This window comes from Demetria terragena DSM 11295 (assembly GCF_000376825.1).
GTDB lineage: Bacteria > Actinomycetota > Actinomycetes > Actinomycetales > Dermatophilaceae > Demetria > Demetria terragena.
The window spans coordinates 168,254-195,056 of record NZ_AQXW01000003.1; the positions used below are offsets into that span (position 1 = coordinate 168,254).

General features: G+C 63.8%; 26 protein-coding genes and 1 riboswitch. Of the genes, 15 read left to right on the forward strand and 11 right to left on the reverse strand.

Annotated features, from left to right (window positions below; all coding sequences use genetic code 11):
- Nucleotides 1–21 precede the first annotated feature (21 nt).
- Nucleotides 22–270 (reverse strand): WhiB family transcriptional regulator, encoded by a 249-nt coding sequence (locus tag F562_RS0102670; RefSeq protein ID WP_018155379.1) that lies wholly within the window; start codon nucleotides 268–270, stop codon nucleotides 22–24.
- 296 nt (nucleotides 271–566) lie between these two features.
- On the opposite strand from F562_RS0102670, the gene F562_RS17835 reads away from it, so the two are divergent.
- Entirely contained in the window at nucleotides 567–956 is a 390-nt protein-coding gene (locus F562_RS17835; RefSeq protein ID WP_156822488.1) for a hypothetical protein, read from the forward strand.
- Nucleotides 957–969: 13 nt separating this feature from the next.
- Here F562_RS17835 and F562_RS0102680 read toward each other — a convergent pair whose 3' ends face one another.
- From F562_RS0102680 to F562_RS0102690, 3 genes are all read right to left on the reverse strand, one after another.
- Nucleotides 970–1,761 carry a hypothetical protein gene (locus tag F562_RS0102680; protein ID WP_156822489.1) on the reverse strand — a complete coding sequence of 264 codons (792 nt, stop codon included), beginning with the start codon at nucleotides 1,759–1,761 and terminating at the stop codon, nucleotides 970–972.
- A 76-nt stretch (nucleotides 1,762–1,837) separates the two neighbouring features.
- Nucleotides 1,838–2,584: a hypothetical protein gene (locus F562_RS0102685; protein ID WP_018155382.1), complete on the reverse strand. Its 747-nt coding sequence runs from the start codon at nucleotides 2,582–2,584 to the stop codon at nucleotides 1,838–1,840.
- Nucleotides 2,585–2,744: 160 nt separating this feature from the next.
- Entirely contained in the window at nucleotides 2,745–7,007 is a 4,263-nt protein-coding gene (locus tag F562_RS0102690; RefSeq protein ID WP_018155383.1) for a type VII secretion EssC family protein, read from the reverse strand.
- Between the two features lie 209 nt (nucleotides 7,008–7,216).
- On the opposite strand from F562_RS0102690, the gene F562_RS0102695 reads away from it, so the two are divergent.
- The 8 genes from F562_RS0102695 (at nucleotide 7,217) to F562_RS17840 (ending at nucleotide 12,319) form a co-directional block, all read left to right on the forward strand.
- Nucleotides 7,217–8,443: a TadA family conjugal transfer-associated ATPase gene (locus F562_RS0102695; RefSeq protein ID WP_018155384.1), complete on the forward strand. Its 1,227-nt coding sequence runs from the start codon at nucleotides 7,217–7,219 to the stop codon at nucleotides 8,441–8,443.
- Complete coding sequence (locus F562_RS0102700; RefSeq protein WP_018155385.1) at nucleotides 8,440–9,306, forward strand: type II secretion system F family protein; 867 nt, start codon at nucleotides 8,440–8,442, stop codon at nucleotides 9,304–9,306. The genes F562_RS0102695 and F562_RS0102700 overlap by 4 nt, the downstream gene beginning before the upstream one ends.
- Nucleotides 9,307–9,311: 5 nt before the next feature.
- Nucleotides 9,312–10,238, forward strand: coding sequence for a type II secretion system F family protein (locus F562_RS0102705; protein WP_018155386.1), 927 nt, complete (start codon nucleotides 9,312–9,314; stop codon nucleotides 10,236–10,238).
- A gap of 60 nt (nucleotides 10,239–10,298) precedes the next feature.
- Nucleotides 10,299–10,478, forward strand: coding sequence for a hypothetical protein (locus F562_RS0102710; RefSeq protein WP_051080132.1), 180 nt, complete (start codon nucleotides 10,299–10,301; stop codon nucleotides 10,476–10,478).
- Nucleotides 10,475–10,885, forward strand: a complete 411-nt coding sequence (locus F562_RS0102715; RefSeq protein ID WP_281164085.1) for a TadE family protein — start codon at nucleotides 10,475–10,477, stop codon at nucleotides 10,883–10,885. Before F562_RS0102710 ends, F562_RS0102715 begins: the two co-directional genes overlap by 4 nt.
- A complete protein-coding gene (locus F562_RS0102720) occupies nucleotides 10,882–11,358 on the forward strand; it encodes a hypothetical protein (RefSeq protein WP_018155389.1) in 477 nt (158 codons plus the stop codon). The genes F562_RS0102715 and F562_RS0102720 overlap by 4 nt, the downstream gene beginning before the upstream one ends.
- On the forward strand, nucleotides 11,355–11,816 hold the full coding sequence (locus tag F562_RS0102725; protein WP_018155390.1) for a pilus assembly protein TadG-related protein: 462 nt from the start codon (nucleotides 11,355–11,357) through the stop codon (nucleotides 11,814–11,816). Before F562_RS0102720 ends, F562_RS0102725 begins: the two co-directional genes overlap by 4 nt.
- Before the next feature lie 83 nt (nucleotides 11,817–11,899).
- Nucleotides 11,900–12,319 carry a DUF6281 family protein gene (locus tag F562_RS17840; protein WP_156822490.1) on the forward strand — a complete coding sequence of 140 codons (420 nt, stop codon included), beginning with the start codon at nucleotides 11,900–11,902 and terminating at the stop codon, nucleotides 12,317–12,319.
- Between the two features lie 65 nt (nucleotides 12,320–12,384).
- Here the strand turns inward: F562_RS17840 and F562_RS0102735 are convergent, their stop codons facing one another.
- On the reverse strand, nucleotides 12,385–13,269 hold the full coding sequence (locus F562_RS0102735) for an MBL fold metallo-hydrolase (protein WP_018155392.1): 885 nt from the start codon (nucleotides 13,267–13,269) through the stop codon (nucleotides 12,385–12,387).
- A gap of 59 nt (nucleotides 13,270–13,328) precedes the next feature.
- Nucleotides 13,329–14,588 (reverse strand): MFS transporter, encoded by a 1,260-nt coding sequence (locus tag F562_RS0102740; protein WP_018155393.1) that lies wholly within the window; start codon nucleotides 14,586–14,588, stop codon nucleotides 13,329–13,331.
- A 556-nt stretch (nucleotides 14,589–15,144) separates the two neighbouring features.
- Here F562_RS0102740 and F562_RS0102750 point away from each other — a divergent pair.
- The 4 genes from F562_RS0102750 (at nucleotide 15,145) to thiD (ending at nucleotide 18,479) form a co-directional block, all read left to right on the forward strand.
- Nucleotides 15,145–16,059: a LysR family transcriptional regulator gene (locus F562_RS0102750; protein ID WP_018155395.1), complete on the forward strand. Its 915-nt coding sequence runs from the start codon at nucleotides 15,145–15,147 to the stop codon at nucleotides 16,057–16,059.
- 61 nt (nucleotides 16,060–16,120) lie between these two features.
- Nucleotides 16,121–16,220, forward strand: a riboswitch (TPP riboswitch).
- Nucleotides 16,208–17,029, forward strand: a complete 822-nt coding sequence (thiM, locus tag F562_RS0102755) for a hydroxyethylthiazole kinase (protein ID WP_018155396.1) — start codon at nucleotides 16,208–16,210, stop codon at nucleotides 17,027–17,029. (Overlaps the previous riboswitch by 13 nt.)
- Nucleotides 17,026–17,670: a thiamine phosphate synthase gene (thiE, locus tag F562_RS0102760; protein WP_018155397.1), complete on the forward strand. Its 645-nt coding sequence runs from the start codon at nucleotides 17,026–17,028 to the stop codon at nucleotides 17,668–17,670. The genes thiM and thiE overlap by 4 nt, the downstream gene beginning before the upstream one ends.
- Nucleotides 17,667–18,479, forward strand: coding sequence for a bifunctional hydroxymethylpyrimidine kinase/phosphomethylpyrimidine kinase (gene thiD, locus F562_RS0102765; protein ID WP_018155398.1), 813 nt, complete (start codon nucleotides 17,667–17,669; stop codon nucleotides 18,477–18,479). Before thiE ends, thiD begins: the two co-directional genes overlap by 4 nt.
- Nucleotides 18,480–18,909: 430 nt before the next feature.
- Here thiD and F562_RS0102775 read toward each other — a convergent pair whose 3' ends face one another.
- The 3 genes from F562_RS0102775 to ngcE form a co-directional block, all read right to left on the reverse strand.
- The gene (locus tag F562_RS0102775; protein WP_018155400.1) at nucleotides 18,910–19,761 is read right to left on the reverse strand and encodes a carbohydrate ABC transporter permease; all 852 of its coding nucleotides are present in this window, start codon (nucleotides 19,759–19,761) and stop codon (nucleotides 18,910–18,912) included.
- Nucleotides 19,758–20,675 (reverse strand): carbohydrate ABC transporter permease, encoded by a 918-nt coding sequence (locus F562_RS0102780; protein ID WP_018155401.1) that lies wholly within the window; start codon nucleotides 20,673–20,675, stop codon nucleotides 19,758–19,760. The genes F562_RS0102775 and F562_RS0102780 overlap by 4 nt, the downstream gene beginning before the upstream one ends.
- A gap of 62 nt (nucleotides 20,676–20,737) precedes the next feature.
- A complete protein-coding gene (gene ngcE, locus F562_RS0102785; protein WP_018155402.1) occupies nucleotides 20,738–22,159 on the reverse strand; it encodes an N-acetylglucosamine/diacetylchitobiose ABC transporter substrate-binding protein in 1,422 nt (473 codons plus the stop codon).
- Between the two features lie 305 nt (nucleotides 22,160–22,464).
- On the opposite strand from ngcE, the gene F562_RS17845 reads away from it, so the two are divergent.
- Together F562_RS17845 and F562_RS0102795 are read left to right on the forward strand one after the other, a co-directional pair.
- Nucleotides 22,465–24,210: a DUF5107 domain-containing protein gene (locus tag F562_RS17845; protein ID WP_169333355.1), complete on the forward strand. Its 1,746-nt coding sequence runs from the start codon at nucleotides 22,465–22,467 to the stop codon at nucleotides 24,208–24,210.
- Entirely contained in the window at nucleotides 24,207–24,992 is a 786-nt protein-coding gene (locus tag F562_RS0102795) for a DeoR/GlpR family DNA-binding transcription regulator (protein WP_018155404.1), read from the forward strand. The genes F562_RS17845 and F562_RS0102795 overlap by 4 nt, the downstream gene beginning before the upstream one ends.
- A gap of 10 nt (nucleotides 24,993–25,002) precedes the next feature.
- On the opposite strand, the gene F562_RS0102800 is transcribed toward F562_RS0102795, so the two are convergent.
- Together F562_RS0102800 and F562_RS0102805 are read right to left on the reverse strand one after the other, a co-directional pair.
- Nucleotides 25,003–26,127, reverse strand: coding sequence for an XdhC family protein (locus tag F562_RS0102800; protein WP_018155405.1), 1,125 nt, complete (start codon nucleotides 26,125–26,127; stop codon nucleotides 25,003–25,005).
- Nucleotides 26,128–26,200: 73 nt separating this feature from the next.
- Complete coding sequence (locus tag F562_RS0102805) at nucleotides 26,201–26,776, reverse strand: nucleotidyltransferase family protein (RefSeq protein ID WP_026180951.1); 576 nt, start codon at nucleotides 26,774–26,776, stop codon at nucleotides 26,201–26,203.
- Between the last annotated feature and the right edge of the window lie 27 nt (nucleotides 26,777–26,803).

The window sequence follows — 26,803 nt, forward strand, 5'->3', positions numbered from 1 at the left end:
CTCAGGCAGTGCGTTCGGAGGTCAGCCAGCGCGTCGTGCGCGAGCGTTGCGACGCTTCAGGGCGCGGCGCTCATCTTCTGAGAGACCGCCCCAGACGCCTGCATCTTGGCCGCTTTCCAGCGCCCACTTCAAACAGGTGTCAATGACGTCACAACGACGGCAGACCGCTTTGGCGTCTTCGACCTGCTGGATCGCCGGGCCTGTGTTCCCAATGGGGAAGAACAGTTCCGGGTCTTCTTCCAGGCAGGCAGCGCGATCGCGCCAATCCATCGGCGGTGCTCCTCAAGTCATCTTGTTGATAGCGCGCAAAGGCGCCTTGATCAGGTGTCGTACGGGTACCGCGGCCAGATAATGCTCACCAATCATTCGGGCAGAAAATCAGGTGATTGCCGGTCTGGCGCTCGCGTGTCCCTCCACTCTCACAGATCGTGAACGCGTTCACAAGGGTTTGTGGACAAAAACTGCCGCACAGCGGTGAGTCCTTCGTCACAGTGGTTTTAGCCCGCTGACCTGCACGGACGCGGCCCTGTGCCGGTGATCTCGGGTGATATCCGTAGGCTGCGGGGGTGACAACCGGACCCACCAGCGCCGCCTCGGACACCGGACGTAGCGCCGCACTCTTAATGCTCGTGCAAGCCACGATCCTGATGATCCTCGCGGGAATCTTGGTGCTTGATGTCGTGCGCGGTAAGGCCGACGGCACGACTCAGGCCTTGACCGAGGCCGGCCTGGTGCTGGTCTTTGTGGCGGCTGCACTGGCATTGGCGCGTGGGCTCGTGGGCGGCTCTGGTTGGGCACGGACACCGAGCGTGGTGTGGAACGTGCTGCTTCTTCCGGTGGCGTTCTCGATGTTCGGCGCGGGCCAGGCACTGGTGGGCACGTTCGTGCTCGTCATGGCGGTGCTCACCCTGGTCATGGTGTGGCGAACTCCGCCGCTGGATATCAGCGAGGACTAGGTGCCCGGCGAGGTTACCTTGGCGCAGGCGCCATCTTTGCCCCGAGCAACTTGACGAGCGCCGGGGTGATCCGGTCCCGGAAGTCGGCGCGCGAGGCGGAGTAGGTGGACTTGAGGGTCGTGAAGCCGACACCGCTAAACCAAATCTCGCCCGCACTCCCCGGTCGCTGCAAGAGCACGCGCGCCGTCGTGCCATCGGTGAACGCACTGCTGACGCCCAATGAACCATTGCGGTAGTAGGAATAGCGCCCCGAGGTGTTGGTGCTCTTCTGCTGGATCTTCGCGAGACGGGTAGACCACGTCGTCCCGATCTCCTCCGGAGTGCCGAAGCCGGAAATATTGACAATCAACCGGCTCGCGCGAGATGCCGGCTCACCTTTGATGGTGAGCAGAAGTTCGCAGCGGGCGGCATGGGTGGTTTCGCGTCCACCGCTGAGTTCATTGGGGCGACAACCTGTCGCTTTGACTGCAGTGAGGCCCGGGATGACCTCGGTGAGTTCGGTCTGTGAGAAGACCTCTGCCGCATCGGGCCACGTCGCGTCGGGACGCTTGCCAACCGTCGGTGTCGGGTCAACGGAGAACCGGGTGGTGGGCGTAATGGTCGTGACGTTTTTTGGGTCGACCGCCTGGGGGAGTGCTGGTGCCGAGTAGGAAGCGGGTGCGGATGACCGCGACCCGTTGCTTCCTGCGCCGCCGCCGGCGGCATCTTCCTCCGCCTCCCGCTGCGCCGTGGGTGGGCTGGTGGCGGTGCTCAGAGTGCTTGTCGTCACAGCGGGCACGGCATTGCTCGACGCGCCCGAGGACATCGCAGCGACGGTCGGCACGCCAACGGCGCAGGCCGTCGCGGTGCAAAGAGCTAACGTCCGTCGGTGAGTCATCGCGTCACTTCTCTCGGGGTAGGTAGGCCACCATCGTTTCGACGAAGGTCGGAAACGACTTCGTGCGTACGGCGTCGAAGGTCGCGGGTGCATTTCCCTCTACCAGGAAATCCTCGTCAGGATATTGAATGTCGAACCACGCGGCGACTTCGCCGTTGGAGACGACTACGGAACCAAATCCGTTGCGGAGCAACAGCGCCCGTCGGGAGCCGTAGGTGCCGTCCTTGTAGAACGAGTCGCCGTCTCCCGCTTCACCACGCAATTCGCTGCGCTTCTTATCCCAGGCAGCGACAACCTGGGAGTCGGCGCCGATTCCGCGCAAGGTCACCTTGAATCGGCCGTTGTCCTCCATCTCCCACGAGCACTGCACATTCTTGGGCGTCGAACCGCCGCCACCTTCGTACATGCCGGTCGCGCAGAGCTGGGTTCGCGAAAAGTTCTGTGTCGGGATGAAGCCCTTGAGTTGTTCGGGGCTCAGCAGATTATTGATTTCGGGCCAGGTCGCCGGGTCCACCATCGCCGACTCGCCGCCATCGGGCAGTTTGACGTCGGACAGTGGGTCGCCTTTGACGACCTTGTACTGATCGTCGTCGGCCTTCTCACCGTCTTTGTCGTTGGTGTTGGTCGCTTCAGCCGCGGCCCAGGCCGTTGGCTTGGGCTCCGCGGGTTTCTCTCCGTCGCCGCAGGCCGTCAGTCCCACGGCTATGAGCGATGCCGCTGCCAGGCTTGCTCCCCGCGCCCGAAGTCGCATGACTTTCCTTGTCTGCTCGTCCAACCAGTGTGCTCACTGTATGTCCGATCCAGTATGCCGCCCGGCACCGACGAGTTCATGTCCGTGGGTGCCAGGTGGCGGCCGTACACGGGTATCTCGCCGGGGGCTAAGGCATATGGTTCGAGGAAATGACTGGATCTCAAGGGGTGTAGCGGTCCGGTGCCACGGTCGGATCGACGGCTGGCGGCTGCGCCACCTGAATCTCGGTGCCCTTGCCGCGATGGACCAGGATGCCTCGGCCGGGCACGACCCGACCGGTATGGGGAACGTGAGCGGCCAAAAGGTCGCCGTCCCCACGTGCGGGCTGAAGGATCAGGCCACTTTGTCGGCGCCTCAGGTCGGCGGCAACTCCCTGATAACTACCGATGAGGTCGCTGGTTGCGCCGGCAACAAGAAGAGCGCCCGCTCCCTGGGCGCAGCGGTCGAGGAAGGACTCGGCAAGGCGGTCGTAGGGCGGCGCGAGAAGTTCGACGTCGTCGATCACGAGTGTCGCAAATCCTGCGGACAGTAGGTCCCAGACGTGGTCAGCGTCGTCTTCAACCCTCAGGTAAGTGACGCCTGGCGAGGATTCATGGCGGTCGCGCGCACAGGCGAGCCAATAGAGAGGGCCGCGATCGTGCAGTTGGGCGGCCAAGGTCTGCAGTGCGGTGGTCCGACCGCTTCCGGGCGGCCCGGCAATCAGCGCGACGCAGCCGTGGACTGGATCTGGGTGCCACCATCGCGGCTGCGCCGCCTCGCCACCCACGCCGAGGACGAGCGCGTCGGGACTTGGCGCGGATGTGGCGTCGAGGTCTTCCCACCTGATGCGCTCGGGTAGGCCGACAAACTTCTTGGGAGGGCACGAGCGGGGCGGTGGCGTGTCGCGCGCAATGGCACGAATCGCTTCTGACTGGGCCGCGCCTTCTGCGCTAGCGCCGGGCAGCGCCACCTGGAGTTCGTCGCCGTTGGGCAACACGAGGGCTCGACCGGGCGGCATGAACGATGGAACTTGGGCCGGCCGCAATCCCGCCATGACGAGATCCATTTCGTCGGCCATACGAAGGCAGATGCGGTGCTGAACCAGGCTCGCCACCCGACCCGACAACACGGCGCGCCCACCGGTGAGCAGCACGCTGAGCCCGACTGCCGGACCATCACGCAACAGGTGGGCCACGCTGTCCACCACGGCGCCGTCGGCGAGTTCGTACTCGGCCTGGAACCCATCCCAGCCGTCGATGATCAGGACGAGGTAGGAAAGAGCGGACCCGGCCGCAGCGCCACGGCGCTGCTCGGAAAGGTCGGCATAGTCGCCGGCGGCCAGAACCTGCTGTCGGCGGACGCATTCGTGGGCGAGCCAGTCCAGCACCTTCTTGACCAGGGTGGTGTCGGTGCTTGGAATGATGGCTCCAGCGTGGGGGAGTTCTTGGAGGGCGCCCAGCGTGCCTGCGGTATCGATCGCATAGACGTGAATGTCCTCAGGTGTCCACCGCTCGGCGAGCCCGGCCACGATCGTCCGGACCGCGGTCGTACGTCCACTGCGCGGTCCTCCCACGACTGCCAGATGCCCGCTGCCGAGGTTCCATGCCACGGTCACCTGTTGTTGCTCCGCTGGTAGATCGATCAGGCCCAGCGGCGCCGCGGGTTGGTCATCTGCCGAGGTTCCTCCCTCGAGAGTGCGCCACGTGGAATGTCCTACGGTCCGGGCGAGCATTGCGGGCAGCGGCGGTAACCATGGAGAGGGCATCTGCGGCAGCTCGGCGAGTTCTGCCGCCCCGCGAAGGGTGGTGACCACGAAACTCAAGTCGCTAGGGCCGCCGGAGGTCTCGATGGTTGGGGGACCCGTCACCCGTCCCGTGCACGGGTCAACGGGCAGAACCCGAACGGCTTCAACGCCGGCTGCGCTGCCGCCGACCCGCGCAGCTTGCACCGCGATGGGTGGTGTCGCGCCCGTGCGCAGCAGCGCCCGCCCAGGGGTGTGCGCACTCAAGGCTGCCGCAGCTGGCGATTCGATGATGTCCTCGGAGTCGGAGGTGTCTCGTACGCGCAGCGCGATGCGCAGATTGACGTTGGCCCGGATATCCCCAGAGATCACCCCGGCGGGCCGCTGGGTGGCGAGGATGATGTGGATTCCGAGGCTGCGCCCGACGGCCGCGAGTCGTACGACACCGTCGATGAAGTCCGGGAGTTCCTCTGCAAGGACACGGAACTCATCGATGACGAGGACGAGTCGAGGGATCGGCGGAGCGTCCGATGTGTGAGCTTGATAGTCCTCGAGGTCCTTGGCTCCGACCGCGGCGAGGAGCTTCTCGCGGCGTCGAACCTCGGCGTCAAGCGAAGAGAGCGCGCGTTGGGTCAGGAAGGGGTCCAGATCGGTGACGAGGCCGACGGTGTGCGGCAGGTCGACGCAATCCTTGAATGCGGCGCCACCCTTGTAGTCCACGAGCAGGAAGGTCAGTTCATCAGGTCGGTTCCCCAAAGCAAGGGAGGCGATGAGCGTCTGCAGGAGCTCTGATTTTCCAGAGCCCGTCGTGCCACCCACCAGGGCATGCGGGCCGTCGCGGACCAGGTCGACCGTGACGGGTCCCTCGGCGCCGAGACCGACCAGGATCTCGTGGCTGCGCGGACGGCGGTGCCATTGGTGGCGCACCTTTTCACTGGTGAGGTCGTCATCAAGCACGTCGAGAAGGCGCACCTGTGCTGGCGGTTCGCCGCCGTGGGCTCCCGGCGTGGTGTCGACGGTTGCAGAGAGAGCCGATCCGATCGAGTCCCGCCATGTGGGTGCGGGCAGGTCAGGTACGAACGGTTGGACGATGTCGCCAACCAACAGTCGACCCGATAGTGGGTCGTCGAGTACCGCCATGGCAGTGCAGTCGGCCGGCAACCCGTCGGCGTGCGGCGCCGCGGCGAGAACCACGACGCCATGGTGCGCCCCGTTCTGCACCAAGGCGTGCAGAAGCGGGCGCTGCGTCAGGCCGGTGCCGTCGAGCACCACGACCGTGTGCACGCTGGGCTTGGACGCACCGATCAGGGGGGTGTCCAACGGCCGTGACCAGGCGTCCAAGGCACTGCTGATCTCCTCGAGATCGTGGTCGGGATGAAACACCAGCGGAGAGCCGGTGGTGTCCGGTCGCAGATGGGGTAGCCAGACCGCCCACCCCCAGCGGCCCGGTTCGGCGCTGCGCGAACTGATCACCAGCAGCCGCAGCGCGGTTGGGGAATGAGTCGCGACGAGTTGTCCGACGAGAGAGTCGAGCACGCGGTCCAGAAGTTCAGGAGTGCCCGTCAGCCCCGTCACGGGATGCTCGTTCAGGTCGACGGTGATCGGCATGCGTTCCAGAGGGAAATGCTCGCGCGCGCCGTCGCTATCCCGAACGCTCGTGTGTGCGGACACCGTTCCGGTGCCGAGCCGGCAGAGCAGATGGTCTTGGTCTCCTGGCCGCCGGGCCCAACAGCGACCAATGCGAACGCTCGTGGCGATCTCGGCCAAGTCTGGAGCCAGGCGCCGTCGGTCGGTGGTTTCGCGCAGGAGTCGCTCGGCGAGCTCGCGCTCGATTTCTTCGGTCCGGGCCTGGAACTCCTCCAGTTGCGCACGCCGAGCCCGCCGCCCGCCGATGCGGTCGTGGAGGTATTGGCCCATCATCATGAGCGGGCTGAAAGCGGCAAAGGCGAGGAACATCGGACTACGGAGCAGGATGGCAAGGACCAGGGCGATCGGGACCGGCAGGAGCAGGACTAGCCACGGAATGCTGAACTCGAAGGCCTGAGGAGCGGTGGGGCGAGTGAGTTCACCGGAGATCAGCTCGGGGACCTGACGGGGTGGGCGGCTGAGTGCCCGGCGTCCGGCTCGCAGCGGCAGCGGCGGGGCCGTGCGGACGGGGGTGAGTCGGCTGACTGTGTGGCCGGTGCGCAATCGCTGGCCTACGCGAAGTTCGCGCGGCACGGTGGCGTCGAGCCGCCCGTCGTCGATCCAGGTGCCGTTGGTCGAGTCCAGATCCCGGACTGTTGCTAGGCCGTGGGTGATGTCGATAGCGGCATGTTCACGCGACAGCGAGGGGTCGCATAACGGGAGGTCGCACACGGGGACACGCCCGAGCACGGCGCGACCGACAAGGGGCCGGACCTGTCCACTGTCCGGTCCCTCAGCGATGGTGAGTTCGAGAAGGGGGCGGCGGGGCGGTTGATGCGGCCGGTCAGTGAGTTGAGCGGCGTGCAGCAGTGGAGGTTCACCGATCAGAGAGTCGTCTGAAACGGGCGTTTCGTATGCGTACCAGAGCGATTCGCGTAGGTCGCCTGGCAGGAGTGTTCGGACCTCGGCCCATGGGGTGGATGACGCGACGCTCACGACGAACGTGCTGGAGCTTGCGGCCTCGGCGCGGACGAAGGTCAAGGCCACGGTGATGGGCTCGCCAACTGAAGTGCTCACGAAAGTGAGTATGTGCAGATTTCTCGGCTATCCATCCGGTGCTCAGGGCGCTCCTGTGGACAACTCTGTTGAGGCGGCGGGAACTTTTTTTCTGTGGATAACCTCCGCGGAGCCCTTATATCGGGTTTATTTGGCCTCGGAGTAGTACGGCGGGGCCGGGCATCGGTCCATCACAAAAGAAGTAGACGAGTCGCGGGAAAAGGAATGCCATGGAGGGGATTCAGCTCATTGAGGGCGAGGTCCGTGAACTCATTCGCCGTCAGCGGCTGGATCCTGCCCTCGACCGGGAGGCTGTTCGCACGCTGATCGACGACGTCGTCCGCGACTACGAGGAGCGAAGCCTGCACGGTGGTCTGACACCGTTGGCTGACCGATCCGTGGCGAAGTCGTCCGTGCTGGATGCCGTGGCAGGGCTTGGTCCGTTGCAGCAGTATCTGGACGATCCGAGCGTAGAAGAAATTTGGATTAATGAGCCGGCCAGAGTCTTCATTGCCCGGTCAGGAGTCCCCGAACTTACCCCGACAATCCTGACCCACGACCAGGTGAAGAACCTTGTCGAACGCATGCTCAAGCCGTCCGGTCGCCGGGTCGATCTGAGTTCGCCGTTCGTTGACGCCTCGCTCCCGGATGGGAGTCGGCTACATGTTGCGATTCCTGATGTGACGCGGTCGCACTGGCTGGTCAATATCCGCAAGTTTGTGGTCCGTGCGCACACTCTGGATGACCTTGTCCGGATGGGGAGCATGTCCGCGCAGGCAGCGCGCTTCCTTGGCGCGGCCACTGCGTCAGGTCTCAATGTGTTGGTTTCGGGTGGAACCCAGGCCGGTAAGACCACCATGCTCAACTGCTTGGCCTCATCGATCCCGTCTAACGAGCGCGTCGTGAGTTGCGAAGAGGTTTTCGAGCTCAAGTTGCCGCTGCGGGACTGGGCCGCGCTGCAGTGTCGCCAGCCAAGCCTTGAGGGAACGGGCGAGATTCCGCTGCGCCGCTTGGTCAAGGAAGCGCTGCGCATGCGTCCATCACGGGTGATCGTAGGGGAGGTGCGGCAAGCCGAAAGCCTTGACCTGCTCATCGCACTTAACTCGGGGCTACCTGGGATGTGCACGATCCACGCCAACAGTGCCCGCGAGGCGATCGTGAAGATCTGCACGCTGCCACTGTTGGCCGGGTCCAATGTCAGCAGCTCGTTCGTCGTGCCGACGGTAGCCAGTGCAATCGACATCGTGGTGCACCTAGGGCTTGAGCGGGACGGCAGCCGTCGAGTGCGAGAGATCGCAGCCGTTCCCGGGCGGGCCGAAGGGGACGTCGTCGAGCTTGCTGACATCTTCGTGTCGCGGGGCGGGCGCCTCGTGCGTGGAACGGGCTTCCCACCGCACGTCGAGCACTTTGAGCGCGCCGGCTACGACGTGCACGAAATGTTGGGGGAGAGCGGATGAATGGCACGCTCCTCGGACTGACCTTTGGGCTGGGTCTGTTCTGTATTTGGTGGTCCTTCTGGCCGAGAACAGAGCGGCGAGTCGACCCGCATAAGGAAACCGCCGTCGACCGCCTGCGCGATGACCTGGCCCAGGCCGGGTGGGCGCAAGTCACGGTGACTCGGGTGATTGTCAGCTGCATCCTGATGGGGATTCTCGGGTCCTTGGTGGCGTACATCCTGACGGCCGTTCCTGCGTTGGCATTACTGGGCGCTGGTGCCGCGGCGTACCTTCCGGTTGCGGTGGTCCGGGCTCGTGCTCGCCGTCGCCGCAAACAGCTTCGCGATGTGTGGCCCGACGTGGTGGACCACATTGCGTCGGCCGTACGCGCGGGCATGGCGCTTCCGGAATCCTTGGCCCAGCTCTCGGTGCGCGGGCCTGAAGAATTGCGCCCCGTGTTCGCCGACTTCGCCCAGGACTACCGCACGACCGGGCACTTTCATGAGTGCCTGGATGCGTTGAAGGTACGCCTGAGCGATCCGGTGGCTGACCGGTTGATCGAGTCTCTGCGCATTGCCCGAGAGGTCGGCGGCACCGATCTTGGCATGCTGCTGCGTACGCTGTCGACCTTCCTGCGGGAGGACGCGCGGACCCGTGCCGAGCTGGAAGCACGCCAGTCGTGGACGGTCAACGCCGCACGGTTGGCGCTCGCTGCACCGTGGATCGTGCTGCTGATGCTCGCCACCCGCGGTCAGTCCTTGGAGGCCTATCGGGCACCACTCGGCGTGGTCGTCCTGATCTTCGGCGGATTGGTGTCGCTGCTGGCATACCAGATCATGCGTCGCATTGGTCGGCTCCCTGAAGAAGTGCGGATCATGCGATGAGCAGCATGCAATGGTCGTGGCCCGGTGCCGCCGTTGGCGCGATCATTGGTCTGGGCCTCATGCTGGTGCTTGCTGGTCTGCCGGTATGGCGACGCCCGGATTTGATTGCTCGCGTCGGTCCATATGTCAGCGATCGACCGCGCCCGTCCCGACTCCTCGTCGCGGCGTCGGGAGATGTCAGCGTGCATAAGGCGTTACGTCCTCTGCTGCACCGTCTCGGCGCGTTGGTGGGGCAGATCTTGGGCGGTTCGACGTCGGTACGGCGGCGCCTGGAGCGCGCTGGACAGCCCACCGATGTCGAGGGTTTCCGTGCGCAGCAGGCATTGTGGGGAGTGTTGGGTGGTCTCGCTGGCACGGTCTTTGCGACGACACGCGTGTGGAGTTCGGGAACCTCACTACCGGTGGCCGTCGTCCTGATCGCGCTGTCGGTCGGTGGGGGAGTCGTCGCACGCGACCAGAAACTCTCCCGTGATGCGTCCAAGCGGGAAGAGCGCATTCTCGCCGAGTTTCCTTCTGTGGCAGAGATGCTCGCGCTCGCCATCACCGCCGGTGAGGGAGCAGCGGCGGCGCTCGACCGGGTGACGAGGTTGTCCCGAGGCGAGTTGTCCGGTGAACTCGGTCGCTGCCTCGCAGACGCCCGGGCCGGCGCGACACTGCCGCAGGCTCTGCAGGGCCTGGCGGACCGTACCGGCATCCCGAGTCTGGCGCGCTTCGTCGACGGCATCGTGGTCGCGGTCGAACGTGGCACCCCACTCGCCGATGTCATGCGCGCGCAAGCTCAAGACGCGCGCGACGCCGGCAAACAACTGCTCCTTGAAGAGGGTGGTCGCCGGGAGATCGCCATGATGATCCCGGTGGTCTTTCTCGTGCTCCCTGTGACGATCCTCTTCGCCATATTCCCTGGTCTCAGCCTGCTCAACCTGAGCGTGTGACCGCCCAATGAAAGGAAGACCATGACAACGAACCGACTGGTGGCAGACCGCATCGTCCGGATGATGGTGGAGGCCCGCTACCGATTGCAGGCGCAGCGGGATCGTGGGGATGTCCCGGGCTGGGTCCTCATTACGTTGATGACCGCAGGCATCGTCACGCTTCTGTGGAGTGTGGCCGGGGACCTGCTGAAGAACCTCTTCACGAACGCGGTCAACGGTGTGAGCGGTCCGGGCAGTTGAACGGGCGGCGTTCTGGTCAAGAACGCCGCGAGAGGCTCGACCGTGGGTCGGCTGTTGCTGAGTACGCCATGGTGAGCGGCCTCGTGGTCGTGTTCTTCCTTGCGGCCTTCCAGCTCGGCTTCACCCTATATGTGCGCAACACGCTGATCGCGCATGCCGCTGAGGGTGCGCGATACGGCGCCCGTGCCGATGCCACGCCAGCCGACGGCGTGGACCGCGCTCGGACGATGATTCGAGCGAGTTTGCGCGACTCGTATGCCCAAGACGTCACGGCACAACGGACCACGACCGACGGTGGGGCGGCGGTTGTGCAGGTCCGAGTCTCCGCGCCGTTGCCGGTGGTTGGTCCGTGGGGCCCGAGTGGTCAACTCACCGTCTCTGGGCGCGCGTACGCCGAGGATCAGTGAGCCTGGTGATCGCGTTCTGGTGGCGAACGGCCGAGGCCCTGCGTCGGCGGCGTGGGGAGGAGGGAAGTGCCGTGGTCGAGTTTGTCTTTCTCGGGGTGCTCGTGACGCTGCCGATCTTCTACCTCGTGGTGCTGTTGGCCCGGCTGCACGCTGGGGCATACGCCGTTTCGCTGGCGACCCGGGAAGCTGGGAGGACCTTTGTAACCGCACCCACTGGCGCATCGGCGCCTGCGCGGGCGCAATCCGCCGCTCGAATCGCTTTTGAGGACCAGGGGTTTGGTGGAGAAGGAAGTGTCGCGGTGGCCTGCGCGGCGAGCCCGTGCCTCACGCGTGACGCCGAAATCCGGACCGAGGGAAGGTTGGCTGTCGAACTGCCTTTCATCCCAGACTTTCTCGCGGACGCGGTGCCAAGCAGTATCACTCTGACGTCGACTCACGTGGAGTCGGTCGACCGCTACGGGGACGCGTCGTGAGGCGCCTCCTGAAGGCGCGCCGCGATGACGGGCGAATCTCCATCCTCATCGCGGGTTTCCTCGGCATCTTGGCGATGCTGATTCTGGGAGCCGTCGATGTGACAGCCGTGCAACTGGCCCGGATGCGGATCTTGGATGCCTCCGATTCCGCGGCGGCAGATGCGGCCGATGCGATCGATGAGGGTGGCGTCTATACCGGAGGTGTCGACGGTGAGCGCCTACGGCTGACAGATGGCTCAGTGCGCCAGGTCGCCGTTGACAATCTGGGCAAGCAGCGACTGCCGCAGAACGTGACGTCGTGGGGGTTACAGTCGGGCACTGGAACCCGCGATGGACGCACCGCCCGAGTGGTGCTGAGTGGGACGGTGCAGCCACCCATTAGTGGTGGTGCGTTGGGCTTCTTCAAGGAGGTCACCGTCACCGTGGAATCCAACGCCCGCGCCGACGTGCAGCCTTAGCGATGTGCCCATTCACTATTTATGACCAAGGAACGTGCCCGGGGCAAAGGCGACATCATCGAACTACCGAAGGGGAACTGATCATGAGCGAACATCAGAATCGCACTGGGCGCCACTCGGGTCGACGAGCGGCGCTTGTTGTGGCGCCGATGCTCGTGCTGGCGTTAGTTGCCTGCGGCAGCGGATCTTCAGACAAGGGCGATGACGGCGGTGAAGCGGCGTGTGCGTTCAGGGTCGAATACGCCGACGTCACGTTCACTGATGTTGCCGCTATGCCCTCGAAGCCCACTGAACTGCTCGGCCAGGGCACCCAGTTGGGGTGCAGTGACTCCAATGACGAGACCGGCAAGGACGAGTCGGTCGACGTCTATCGCGTCGAAGGAATCGACCCCAAGGTAGCTGTGGCCGCCGGTGACGACGCACGGCTGCTGCGGGTTGACAAGGGATCGAAGGTTCCTGCCGAAATCACCAGTTGGCTCAGTCAGGACTCCGCATCGGGCTAGATCCGCTGCGGGCCGAAATCCGTCTTGTTAAGGGTAGAAACATCACCCAACGGGCGAATGTGCTGTTACCCGTTCGTGTCGATGTTTAGTCCTTCATGGGCGAAAATGACTTCACCCGAGAAGTTCTCTTGCGCAACCTCGAGCGCGCGCGCCGCTGGTCCGGGCTGCGCAACGGATGGGGTGTGGTGAACGAGGACGAGCCGCTTGACGCCGGCCTCGGTGGCCATCAGCGCTGCGTCTTCAGGCCCGCACATATTGCCGACCATTCCCTCCGCTACACATTCGTCGATCTGGTCGTCGCCATCGTGATGGTCCCAGCAGCAGCACAGCATGGTGTCGGCATCTTTTGCCAACTCTGTGACCTCGGGGCAGCGGGCCGTGTCTCCCGTAATGACGATGCTGGTCTCAGAGGTGTCAAAGCGGTAAGCCAGCGACTCGTGGAACGGTTGCACGTGGGATGCGCGTGCGGCCGTGACAGTCCACCCATTGCCCTGGACTGAGTTTCCGGACACCAAGTCGCTGGTTTTCCAACTCGGTTCCGGTCGGGGCAGGACGCCTCCACGCATCTGGTAAATGCGCTGGCTGGAGGGGTGCTCGCTCCGGGCATGGATGTCGTGGCGGAAGATTCCGTTGACTCCGGTGATGCCGTCGACGAGGTTGACCGTCGGAGCTGGCCCGTAGACACCCATCGGTTCGGATCCCGGGGCTTCGTGATCCCAGCGGGTCATGAGCATGCACGGTAAGTCAACGCAGTGGTCGTAGTGGTGATGGGTAAGGAACACGGCGTCAATGGCGGTAATGTCAATGCCGGCTTTGGCTGCTTTTGCTGTGGCGCCTGGTCCACAGTCAAACATCACTGTGGACTGGCCCGTGTCAATGACATAGCTACTACCAAATCGGTCACGAGTCGGCGCCGGCGTACCTGAGCCAAGGATGTGGATGTTTGTCATGGAGTCGTTCTCCTCATGAGTAGTGTTGCCGTCGGTCTAGTGCGGTTATTTCGATGGGGTCAAGGCTTGACCGTAGTGCCAATCCGCCGGAGCGCGACCATGGAGATTAACGAAATGAGGCCGGCGAATGTGAGATAGAGAGATACAGTCCAGGACTGCCCCCCGGAAACTTTCATCAGCAGGCTGGCGATGAACGGGGCTAGCCCACCTCCGAGCACTGCTCCGAGGGAGTATCCGACCGACACTCCGCTGTAGGCAACTTTCGTCGGGAAGAGTTCGACGAGAAATGCCGCAAGCGGCCCAAATACCGCAGATGCTCCGCAAAATCCTATGGCGAGTGCCAGTACTACGATGATTGGTTCGGCCGTGTTAAGGAGTGCGAACATCGGGAACGGGTAGATGACGAGAAATGCCGCCCCGAAGAACATGACGGGTGGGCGGCCAACCCTGTCCGAGAGTCTTGCGAAAACGAGAATGCTGACGATCATCACGACTGACCCGATGAGAGTTGCGCGCAACATCAATTCACGCGACAACGAGAGATACTCGGTTCCGTAGGCCAGTGAGTAGCTGATGAGGACCCAGATGAATGCGTTGAATCCCAAATTGACGCCAATGGAAATGAGGACATGCCTCCACGACGTCTGGAACACTTGGATTATCGGAGCCTTAGTTTTTCCCTGCTCGCTTTTGACTTTCGCGAACTTCGGACTCTCGGTGACGGTGAAGCGAATGACCAGGCCCACTCCAAGGAGGAGGAAGCTGAGGAGGAAGGGTATGCGCCAGCCCCAGGTGAGGAAGTTATCTCCTGTTGTGGCCGTGACGATGCTCATGACACCAGCCGCGAGGATCGTGCCGCCGGGACTTCCGATAAAAGTCCAGCTGCCATACCAGCCACGCTTGTCGGGTGGGGCATGCTCAACTGCCATGAGCACTGCGCCGCCCTGTTCGCCGCCGTGGAAGATTCCCTGGAGCAGTCTGAGAAAGACGAGCAGTATAGGCGCCCAAACTCCCACTGAAGCAGTTGTCGGAAGGAAGCCCATGGCGGTGGTGCATCCTCCCGCTCCCATAAGCGCGGTGACAAGGAGTGCTTTTCGGCCGACGCGGTCACCGAAATGTCCGAAGATGATCGCGCCGAAAGGTCTGGCGAGGAATCCGACACTCAACGTGGCAAAAGAGAAGACCACGCCTAAACTGCTGGAAACATCGGAGAAAAACACACTGCTGAAGACCAGCGCCGAGGCGACTCCATAGATTTGGAAGTCATACGCTTCGATAGTGGTTCCGACTGCGGAGCCGATCGCCGCCTTGCGGACCATTTTCGATTGACCCGAGTCTGTCTCCGGTGGGCTGGTTTGAGCTGTAGCCATAGCGTTTCACGCCTTTGTGAGGTGAGATCTTCTTTGGTGGACGGGTTCAATATCCTTGCTGCCTTGATGCGTTTACGACTCAGATATGGGTGAGTGCGCCATCAGGGGACGTTTCAGTACAGCCTCGACATCTCCGAAGTCGGCTACGCGGAGGCGCTGTTCGGAGCGGATTCGGGAGTCAACCTTTACTGGACCACAGGTGGTGCGCAACTCGCTACGCATCCTTTCCAGCACAGATGCGTGGTTCGGGTCTGCAGCACGGCTCGTGTTCTGATATGGGTCGGCTCCCATGTCGACGAATGGTTCATCGATGTTCGGAGTCCGTGCAGCATTACCGCCATAGGAATCGCCGGCGAGGGGGGCAGGCTGATCAGACATTGCTAGCAGAGAGTTGCGGGACATGAATCGCCTTCGACTTGGATCTTGTTGACGGTACAGGAGTTCTGTTATAGAATCGAGTGATATCTTTTAATAGTATCGATTATAAATAGTTATAGGGGTTCCTTTGGATAGGCGCAGTCTCGAGTATTTTCTCGCCGTCGTCGACACTGGATCGTCCTCGGCTGCTGCCGACGCGGTCCATGTCTCTCAACCGACGATTTCTGTGGCGGTGAAGGGTCTGGAGAAGGAACTGGGCGGCGCTCTGTTCGTGCGAACGCCGACCGGCCTGACCCCGACGGCCGCCGGTCGTTCCTTGATCGGGCCAGCCCGGCAGGTCATGGGAGATTTCGATGTTGCCCGCGAGAGTGTCCGGGACACGTTGGGGTTGCGCGGTGGCGAGATTGACATCGGCACAGTCCCGGCCCTGGCGATGAGCTGGCTCAACGAGCACATCGTCAACTTCCGAATGGAATACCCCTCAGTGGCGGTGCGCGTCCACTTGGAGAACGATGATCGGCTGATCAGCGATCGGGTCCGCAACGGACACTACGACCTCGGGCTCACAGTCACGGCTCCTAGCATCGTTGGACTGTCTGCTCGCTACGTGGGATCGCAACATCTTGTGGCACTCCTCCCGCCTGGTTCGGCGGGCGGGGATGAGCCCATCGACATCGGCGAGCTTGCCCACAAGGACCTCGTGACACTGCACCGCGACCTTTCCTCGTCTCGTCGGTGGCTGGAGACGGAACTCGGGCAGAGAGGCATCGAACCCCAGATCGGCGTGGTCCTGGGGACGCCATTTGACCTCATTCCCATGGTTGCTGCAGGGATCGGCTACGCGCTGTGGTGGAGCCCGGTGTGCGACGAATCCGCTCTTGTTGTGCGCCCGATCCAGCCTGCGTACAAGCGCCCAATCAACCTCATCAAGCGTGATCAGATGCAGTCTCCTGCATCGCTGGCGTTCCTCGCCATCGTCGAGAGAGTTTCCACGAGCGAGTCGCTTTACTTTCCAAGCGCTGGAGACGCCAAGCCCGGCTAACTCCGGTCGGCACTGGCTCATGAACTCCGCTGTCGTGTGACAGTGCTCGGGCGTTATGGTGGATGTCGACGCGGGGTGCCACCGACAGGAGGTGGCTGAGATGACACCCGTTGCACCTGATCTAGGTTGTTCTAGCGATAGGGACGTCATGTCTGACATCAGTTCACCCACCCATGCCGCGATCGATGCGGCCGCGGTCGGGAACACGCTGCACCGGTTGCGTGAGCGCTCCCCGTTAGTGCAGTGCCTCACCAACAATGTCGTGATGGGGTGGACCGCCAACGTCTTGCTCGCGGCGGGCGCGGCGCCAGCGATGGTGGACAATCCCCGCGAGGCTGGCGAATTTGCAGCGGTAGCCGATGGCGTACTCATCAATCTGGGCACCCCACAGGACAGCACCATTGCGGCCATGAAGGTGGCAGTCACCACGGCTGCCGATGCGGGTACGCCCTGGGTCCTGGACCCGGTTGCAGTCGGTGGTCTGTCCTGGCGCACCGGCCTAGTACCGGAACTCATCCAACTCGAGCCGCCTGCGGTCATCAGGGGTAACGCCAGCGAGATCATGGCCGTCGCGGGTGGGAGCGGCGGACGTGGGGTCGACGCCATCGACTCCCCAGAGCAAGCAGCGCTGCCAGCGCGGCAGCTTTCGCTTGGCGGGCCGGTGGTTGCCGTGTCGGGGGAGGTTGACCACCTGGTTCATCACGACCGGCTTGTACGCGTCCGCAATGGTCACCCGTGGATGACCAAGGTGACCGGCGTCGGGTGCGCCTTGGGAGCCCTGATGGCGGCCTTCGCGGGAGTCGAAGATGACTACCTGCTGGCTGCCGTGGCGGCGACAGCGACCTTGACTGTCGCGGCCGACCTCGCCGCCGAAAACGCCCGCGGCCCAGGCTCATTCGCGATGAATCTGCTCGATGAACTTTCGCTTCTCGAACCCGACACCCTCGCCGAACGCGTGAGGTTGGCATGAGCGGCCGTCCTCCATTGGACCTGTCGATCTACCTCGTCACGAGCAGCGCCCACACCGGGCGTGATCGCCTGGTGTCGACCGTTGTGGCTGCGGTCGAGGGAGGCGTCAGCATCGTCCAGCTGCGCGAGCCCACGGCAACTGATGAGGTCGTGCTCGACCTCGCGATCCAGCTCGTGGATGCCCTTGCTGGGTCAGATGTTCCGCTGCTGATCGATGACCGAGTCCACCTGGTTGAACCCTCTGGCGCAGCGGGCGTCCACGTGGGGCAGACCGATATGCCTGCGGCGCAGGCACGCGACCTCATCGGGCCGGACCGTTGGCTTGGTCTGTCCGCTCACACCACTGAGCAAGCTCGAATCGCTGAAGCCGAAGGCGTGGTCGACTATCTGGGGATTGGCCCGGCGTGGCCGACCAGGACAAAGGACACCGGACGAGATGCGTTGGGGCCTGAGGGTATTCGAGCCGTCGCCACCGCCACACCGCTTCCATCGGTGGCGATCGGCGGGATTGACGCAACCCGGGCGCCCCGCCTGAGAGATGCCGGAGTGGAAGGCATCGCCGTGGTCACAGCGATCTGTTCCGCGCCCGATCCACAAGCTGCTGCCCGCGACATTCGCTCCGCCTGGGAAGCGACACCATGAGCGCGACGTCCAGGCCGCCAGTAGCGCTCACCCTCGCCGGATCAGATCCTTCCGGGGGAGCGGGCATCCAGGCAGATCTCAAGTCGTTCAGCGCGCTGGGGGCATACGGCTGCGCGGCATTGACCGCCCTGACCGCCCAGAGCACGCAAGGAGTCACCGGCGTGCATGCGGTGCCCCCAGATTTCGTCCGTGAGCAGGTGACAACTCTGGTCAGTGACGTACGCCTTGATGCCGCCAAGCTTGGCATGTTGGCGAACGCTCCAATCGTCGAAGTGGTGACCGAGGTCGTACGCGACGTGCTCACCTGCCCGGTCGTTCTGGACCCCGTCATGGTCTCTACCAGCGGAAGCCGCCTTCTCGATGATGACGCCGTCTCGGCGATGCGCCGACTAGCGCCGTACGCCGATCTGGTCACGCCCAACCTGCACGAGGCGGCTGTCCTGTTGAACTCTGAGGTCGCCCTGACGGTGGATGACCAGCAACGACAGGCGAACTCACTCCTGGAGCTGGGCATACCTCGCGTTCTGGTCAAGGGCGGACACCGGGTCGGTGACGACGCCATCGACATCTATGCCGACGCCAAAGGCATGCACGTGCTGGAGCAGCCGCGCGTGAACACTCCGAACACGCACGGCACCGGTTGCTCGCTATCAGCGGCAATCGCGGCGTTGCTGCCACAGCTCGACGCCAACTGGCTCACCGCGATCAGCGATGCGAAGGACTGGCTGACCACCGCCGTAGCAGCTGGGCACGTCCTCCAGATCGGCTCCGGGTCCGGCCCGGTCCACCACTTCCACGAGTGGTGGTGACACCAGCGCGGGTCGAGCCACCAACGTTGGTCGAGCCACCAACGCTGGTCGAGCCACCAACGCTGGTCGAGCAGGTGGAGGCGTTAGCCGAGGCCGTGTGGACCCTGGTGGGTGGTCTCGATTCGGCGGTCACTTCGTTCCCGCCTACTCGACCGGCGTAGGTGGAGCCACCAACGTTGGTCGAGCAGGTCGAGGCGTTAGCCGAGGCCGTGTCGAGGCCGTGTGGACCCTGGTGGGTGGTCTCGATACGGCGGTCACTTCGTTCCGGCCTACTCGACCGGCGTTGGTGGAGCCACCAACGTTGGTCGAGCAGGTCGAGGCGTTAGTCGAGGCCGTGTGGAGACCCTGGTGGGTGGTCTCGATACGGCGGTCACTTCGTTCCCGCCTACTCGACCGGCGTTGGGCTCGACCGGCGTTGGGCTCGACCGACCTACTTCATCGTTCCCTGCGACAGCGAACCTTGCAGCTGTCGTTGGAAGACGACGTAGACGATCAGCACCGGAACGACGGTGATGACCACGGCGGCGAACAGCGCGCCGAAGTCAACGGCGTAGCCAGCGGATGAGGCGAAGGACTCCATCCCCTGGGACAGAACGTAGTTGGACTCATTGGTGTTCAGCGCGACAGGCAGCAAGAACTGGTTCCACAGCCCCAGAAAGTTGAAGATGGCGACCGCCGCGATCCCCGGGCGCGCCATCGGCAGCATCACTTGCAGGAAGGTCCGCCAGTCACCAGCCCCGTCCATTTCAGCGGCCTCAGCGATCTCGCTGGGCAGGCCTTTGAAGAACGGGTAGAGGAAGAAGACCGTAAAGGGAAAGGCAAAGGCGACGTACGCCAGGATCAGGCCCGGCAGCGTGTTGAGTAGTCCGAGGTTCCGTAAGACGAAGAACAGCGGCACGATTGCCAGGAAGATCGGGAAGGTATTTCCCGCCAGAATCAGGTAGTAGATCGTCCGGTTCCCGCGGAAGTCGAAGCGCGCCAGTGAGTAGGCCGCCATCGAGCCAAGGATCATCACGATGATGAGTGAGATGCTCACCACCACAACGGAATTGAGCAAGTAGCGCCCGATGTTGGAGTCGTTCCATGCCCTGACGTAATTGTCGAAGGACAGGGTGCGCGGCAGTGACAAGGGGGAATCGAAGATCTCGCCGGTGGTCTTCCACGATGACAAGAAAACCCAGAGCAGCGGAAAGATGACGATGATCGACCAGATCGTCAGGACCACATGTGAGGTCACGACGACCGCGCGGTCCTGGCCCGTGGTCTGTGGCGTTTCACTCATCGCGGGTCCTTTCCACGGGTCAGTCGGAATGCCAGGATCACTAGGACGGCGAAGAACAGCGTCAGGAGCGCGAGGACGACACCCATGGCGCTGGCGAGCCCGAACTGGTTCTTCCTGAACGCGGTCTCGTACAGCACCTGTGGCATCACCAGAGTGCTGTTCTGCGGGCCGCCACCGGGGTTGAGCGCCTGCATGTAGACGAAGGCGTCGAGGGCGAAAATCCCGAGATAGATGTAGGCCGTTTGCACGTTGTCGCGAATCATCGGCACCGTGATCGTGAAGGTCATCCGGATTCGGCCCGCGCCGTCGACGCGGGCCGCGTCGTACAACTCGGCCGGAATCCCCTTGATTGCTGCGACGAACAGCACCATGTAGAAGCCGACAAAGGCCCAAATGATGACAAACATCGAGACGGGCATCGCCGTCCTGGCGTCGCCGAGCCACGGGTAGGACTCGAAGCCAGACAGACCGATCGAGGTGAGGGCGCCGTTGATCAGGCCGTTCGAGGGGTCAAAGTTCTGAGCCCAGATCAGGCCAATGACGATGGCCGGGATGGTGTAGGGAAAGAAAGACACCACGCGATAGAAGGATGACCGGCTCAGGCCGCGTACGGCACCTGAACTGGCGCCACCGACCGTCAGCATCGTCGCCAGCGCAAGCGCCAAGGTGATGGTCACTAAGGGCACGACGGTGACCAGCAGGATGTTGTTGATCACCGCCCTGCGGAAGACTTCGTCGTTCCACAGCGTGACGTAATTGTCCAGGCCGATGACGTCGAAGTTGCCGGAGAACCCTGTCCAGTTGGTCAGCGAGTAGCCGAAGGCCTGAATGAATGGCCAGACGACCAGGCCGAGATAGAACGCCAGCGGTAGGCCCAAGGTCACCAGCAGGAAGCCGACCCGCCCGGGACGCATTCGGCGCCGTGAGGGGGCAATCGATCCTTGCCCGGTCGCCACGGGCGGAACGAGCGCCCCGCTCACGTGACCTTGGCCTTCTTCACCGAGGAGTCGTTGCGGACCTTGTCCGAGATGGCCTGCAGGCTCTTGGTCAAGCCTGCAGCGTCGATCTTCCCGGAGAGGAAGGAGTTCCACGGGACAAGCTGATCCTGGTTGGTGCCATACAGATTGACGAAGTTGAAGGTGAAGACATCCTTGCCGGCATCCTCCAACAACTTCGTCTGGGACTGAAGCGCGGTCGAGCCAAAGCCGTCGGTGGGGACAGTGTCTTTGACGATGGTCGGCGTGAGCTTCGTCTTGGCGAAGTTGGCGGCAGCCTCCTTGGACAGCATGATCCGCAGAACCTCTTTGGCCGATGCTGGGTTCTTGCCGTCACTCGGAACGATGAACGCTTCGTCTGCGGCGGCGTGCAGCGCCGTCAGCGGCATCTTCGAGGAGCCCGTCTCGGTCATTTCTGGAGCGCCGGTCATTTTGAAGCCACTTTTGGTTTGCTTCTTCATTTCGTTCTCGATCCACGAGCCCGAGGGGTAGAGCAGCGCCTCCTGACTCCGGCTCCACTGCGCTTGTGCCTGGGTGAACTGGGTGCCTGCCCCGCCCGGCTTCATGTAGCCAGCTTTGATGATTTTCTCCAGGCCCTTGATGGCGCCCTGGACGGCCGGGTGGGACCAGCCATCCTTGTCGAGGTTTTCCAGGGCCAGACGAACGTCGTCGCCGCCCTCCTTGATCGCCGACCCGATCACGAGCGTCTGGTAATAGGTCGCGGCCTCCTTGCCCCACAGGAAAAGGAACTTGCCCTTGCTCTTGGCCTTGCCGCCGAGCTCGTAGGCCTCATCCCAGGTCTTCGGTGGGGTCCAGTCGTTCTCCTGGAACAGGCTTGCCGAGTACCAGATCGCAAAGACGGTCTGCACGTAATTGATCGCGATGAGCTTGCCGTCGATCGTGCCGGGGCTCTTGGCACCGGGGTACAACGTGTCCTTGATCGGCTTGCCTTCAAGGTTGTTCGCGTCCAACACGTCGTTCAGATCTTCGAGCTGATCGACGATGGCGTTGAGGCCGATCTTGTTCGCGCCCGAGTTGTCGATGAGGTCGGGCGGGTTCTTCCCCACGAAGCGTGGCTGCAGTTGCTGGGAGATCTGCGTCGAGGGTTTGACCTCGAACTTGCCACCGTGGGTCTTCTCGAACATCTTCGCGGCGAAGGTGACGTAGTCAATTCCCCATCCGCCATTGAAAATCACCGAGGTGCCGGTCGCGCCGTCCTTGATGCCGAACGGATTCTTGGCGTCAGCCTTAGCGCCGCCGCCGGTTGCCTTACCCCCGGTATCCTCATCGCCACCGCTCGTCGCGCACGAGGTGAGCGCCGAGGAGGCCGACAGCCCCACGCCAGCAGCAAACGCGAGGCGAAGGACATTTCGGCGGTTTGGCATGCTTCGCGAATCGGTCATCGGGCACTCCTAGCGTGGTGTGTGAGCCATGTCATGACTGAGTTTCATGCTGGTCCGCGTGATCAATGTTGTCAATCAGATTGACAAAATGAGCACAAAAGATCATGTTTCTCGGTATGAACCGGACACTGGTGACTGTCACCACCGCGCAGGTTCGGGGATCCGAATTAGGACCAGAAAGTCGGCTTCCCGCCTACGCACCGGTCCGTTCGGCGAGTGCCCCGGCGGTCGAAGATGGCGCCCCGCCGGACATGGTGGAGCGCGTTGCGCGCGGGCGGCTTCGGACGCCTCTGCCATACGGTCTGATGAGTGATTACGACCGGGGGAGTCACCAACTCGCCTTACCTGCAATCGAATTGGCAAACGAGCAGGCACGAGTCACGATTTTGCCGACGCTGGGCGGTCGGGTGTGGTCTTTCGTCGATGTGCGGCGCGATCGCGAGTTGCTCTACTCCCCGCCACGCCTGCGGTACGCCGCCTTTGGGCTGTCTGATGCGTGGTTCGCCGGAGGCATCGAGTGGAACCTGGGGTCGTTCGGGCACACGACGATGACCACGCGGCCGATGCACGCCGCACGGATTGCCTCGCCCAACGGTGATGGCGAGGGCGTGCGTCTGTGGGAATGGGAGCGCACTCGCGACATCCCGTTCGCGATCGACCTGTGGCTCGATGGTGCGTGCCTGATGGCCTCGACCCGGCTGGTCAACCTCGACGCAGAGGACAAGCCGCTCTACTGGTGGACCAATATCGCCGTGCCAGAGACAGACGAGACGCGAGTCCTGGTTCCCGCGACGCACGCCTGGCAGACTGACTACCGCGGCGTCCTGACCCGCGTTGCGGTGCCACGACCCGACCCGAACGGCGTGGACGTCAGCCGACCGGCGGCTTCGACGTTCGCAGCGGACTACTTCTTTGAGGTCTCTGATTCGCCCGCGAGGATGGTGTCCGCTTTCGAGCCGGATGGTCGGGGCTTTGCTCAGACCTCCACGGCGGCGTTGCGTGGCCGCAAGTTGTTCCTGTGGGGGCGCGGCCCAGGTGGTCGCCGATGGCAAGAGCACCTCGGTGACGGTGGTCGCTATGCCGAGATTCAGGCGGGTGTATGCCCCACCCAACTTGAGCATGACCTCCTCCCCGCGAACAGCATGCTCACGTGGACTGAGTGCTTCACTGGCGTCGACATGACTGCGGCCGAGGTGGCCGGGGACTACCAGGCGGCGAGCGCCGCCGCGGCGCGTGCTGCCTATCGCGAGATGCCTCCGGAGCGCATTAACGCACTTCACCAGCAGTGGCTTGAGACGACCGCCGAGGCCGACCCGGGCGAGCAGTTGGCGCTCGGATCCGGCTGGGGCCACGTCGAACTCGCGCTTCGATCCACCTCCTCGCCGGATGGCATGACCTTTCCTGAGGTGGCCGACGATAGTCTCGAAATGTTGCCCCTTGTCCGAGGTGGCCAGGTCGTCGCGCAGCCGTCGTCGGCGCCACTTCCTGGGGTATCGCCGCGATGGCGTCGAGCTATCGCCGAAGCAGCCGCCCGGCCCGACGCGACGTGGTGGGCGTTTTACGCACGAGCGGTCTTGGCTCACCTCGACGGCGAACACGACGCCGCCCGAGCCGATTACGAGGGCAGTGTGCAACGTGAGGCCAGCGCGGCAGCCTTGCGTGGATTGGCTCAGCTCAGTTCCGACATAGATCTGGTGGACCGAATGTTGGCGCAGGCGCATGAGATTGCCCCACACGAGCGGCGATTGGTCACCGAGCGACTGAGCCGGCTGCTGGAGGCGGGGCGACCACAGCGGGTCCTTGACGTGCTCGACGAGGTGCCGGACGACATACGCCAGCATGGGCGCACACAATTGTTGGCGGCCCAGGCCCTGGCCGACCTGGGCGAGACCAGCCGGGCGCTGGACATCCTGCGCGCACTCGAGGTCCCTGACCTTGCCGAAGGAGACAAGACCATGGCACTCCTATGGCAACGACTATGTCCCACCGAGCCAGTCCCAGAGCATCTTGACTATCGGATGATGCGAGACACCGAAGCGACCACGTCGTGACGGGCGCAGAGGTCGACCAGCAGTCACGGTGGCGCAGGCTCCTCGACTTGCTGTCGACTCGGGAGCGGCTGACGGTGAGTCAGGGTGCCGAATTGCTCGGCGTCTCACCGGCGACCGTACGCCGAGACTTCAGCGAATTGGCAGCCCGCCAACTCGCCACGCGAGTTCACGGCGGCGTGGTGGCGACCTCGGTGGCTTATGAGTTGCCAGCGCGATATCGCTTGGCAGAGAACGACCCTCGCGTTCGGATCGCCAGGGCTGCTGCCGCCGGGGTGAGTCCAGGTGCCGTGATTGGCTTCAATGGTGGCACCACAACGACTGCCGTCGCCCGTCACGTCGCGCAACGTCCGGACCTCCGCGACAGCGGAGTCACCGCGGTGACCAACTCCCTCAATATCGCGACCGAATTGGTGCTTCGCCCATACATCCGCACGATCTGCATCGGCGGCGAGGCTCGACCGGAGTCCTACGAGTTGCATGGGCCTTATGCGGCCGTCCTACTCAAGGAACTGCGCGTCGAATGCCTGTTCCTTGGTATCGATGCCATCAACGCGGAGGCGGGTGTGACGTGTGGACACCTGGGAGAGGCAACCGTGAACGCCGAGATGGTTCGTGCCGCGCAGCGGGTCGTCGTGGTGGCCCACGGGGCAAAGGTCGGCGGGTACGCGCTAGCTCGGATCTGTGGAAGCTCGGACGTCGATGAACTCATCACCGATGACTCTGCCGACGCGTCGGAGATTGACCGACTTCGAGACGCCGGTGTCACCGTCACGTTGGTCTGAGTGATGGAGGCTAGTCCACCTCGTGGTGGATCGGGCCGCCGCGAGCGGCGAGCGGCATACCCTGACCGCCCCACCGCCGACTGATGATTTCGGCGGCGATTGACACGGCCGTCTCCTCCGGCGTGCGCGCCCCGAGATCCAGGCCGATAGGGCTCTGCAGATTCGCCAGTTCCTGTTCGGTCAAACCACTTTCGCGTAGCCGTGCCACCCGGTCGTCGTGAGTGCGCCTCGATCCCATTGCCCCGATATAGCCCACGTCCGAGAGCCGGAGCGCGACCTCCAGGAGCGGTACGTCGAACTTGGGATCGTGGGTGAGGACGGTCAGGACCGTGCGTCCATCGACTCGACCGGCCTCGACCTCGGCCGAGAGGTAGCGGTGGGGCCATTCCACGACGACCTCGTCGGCATCGGGGAAACGGGAGTTGGTGGCAAACACCGGTCGCGCATCGCAGACCGTGACGTGATAGCCGAGGAACGCGCCCATACGGGCCGCGGCGGCCGCAAAATCGATGGCTCCGAAGACGATCATTCGGGGGCGCGGGGCGTACGAGCTCACGAAGACCCGCATGCCCTCGCCGCGACGCTCGCCGTCGGAGCCATAGGTCAAGGTCGCGTTCCGTCCGGACTCCAGCAACCCCCTGGTGTCATCGGTCACCGCGTCATCGCGCCGCGGCGATCCGAGGGTGCCCACCACGTCGTGTGGTTGAACGACCAATCGGCGGCCGACGAGGCGGGGGTCGGGGTGCTCGATGACCGCGGCGACGGCGACTGGCTGCTCCTGCTCAATGAGGCGCGCAACCTCCTCGAGTTCAGGGAATGTGGTCCGCGAAATGGGCTCTATCTGGACGTCCAAGATCCCACCGCAGGTGAGGCCTACCGCGAACGCGTCGTCATCACTGACGCCATAGCGATGCAGTTGCGGGGACCCGGATCTCAGGACCTCCTGGGCGGTCTCATAGACCGCACCTTCGACGCACCCGCCCGAGATCGACCCGACGGCTGCGCCGTCAGGTCCGAGCAGCATGGCGGCTCCGGGCGGACGCGGAGCCGAGCGCCAGGCGCCGACCACCGTGGCCATACCGACAGTCTCGCCGGCGCGCCACCACGTCAGTAGGTCCGGGAGCACCTCACGCATGACTGTTCACCACACCTCTTCTTGAATGCACCTGTGCAGTATGCCTATCCGACCCGGGTGCTGGGTGAAACGGTCAGGTCGGAAGGTCGCCCTCGTAGTCAATATCCCGCCCAGTCGCCAGGTCGCCGCACTCCACGAGGACCGGTTGGTGGCGCCGGAAGTAGTTTCGTGCGCCTTGGTCGCCGGTCGCCCCGTCAGCGACCCCTGCCCAATGCTCCCGGCCGATGAGAACGGGATGGCCGGGGACGCCGCCGTATGCCGCACGGGCCAGAGCCGCCCGCGAGTCACCCCCGTCAGCGACCAAACGCGCCACCACCTCCGGGCCTACGTCGGGCAGGTCCACGAGGGACACCACCAGACGGTTCGTGCTGAGCCCGCTGGCCGCGGCAAGTCCCGCACGGAGCGAGGCGCCCATCCCGTCAGCCCAATCGGCGACGGCCACCACGATCTCGTCGGTGAGCAGAGCCGTCACCGTGTCGGCTTCGGCGCCGACCGCGACGAGGACCGGGTCGCAACCGCCCGTCTTCAGAGCCTCGACGCTGCGCTGGACCCACGGCGTCCCATCCGGCGTTCTCACGAGTGCTTTAGGCCGGCCCATACGAGTGCCGGAGCCAGCCGCTAGGAGCAGTGCCGCTACTGGAGTGGTCATGTGGTCCATCCTGGCGCGTACCCTGTC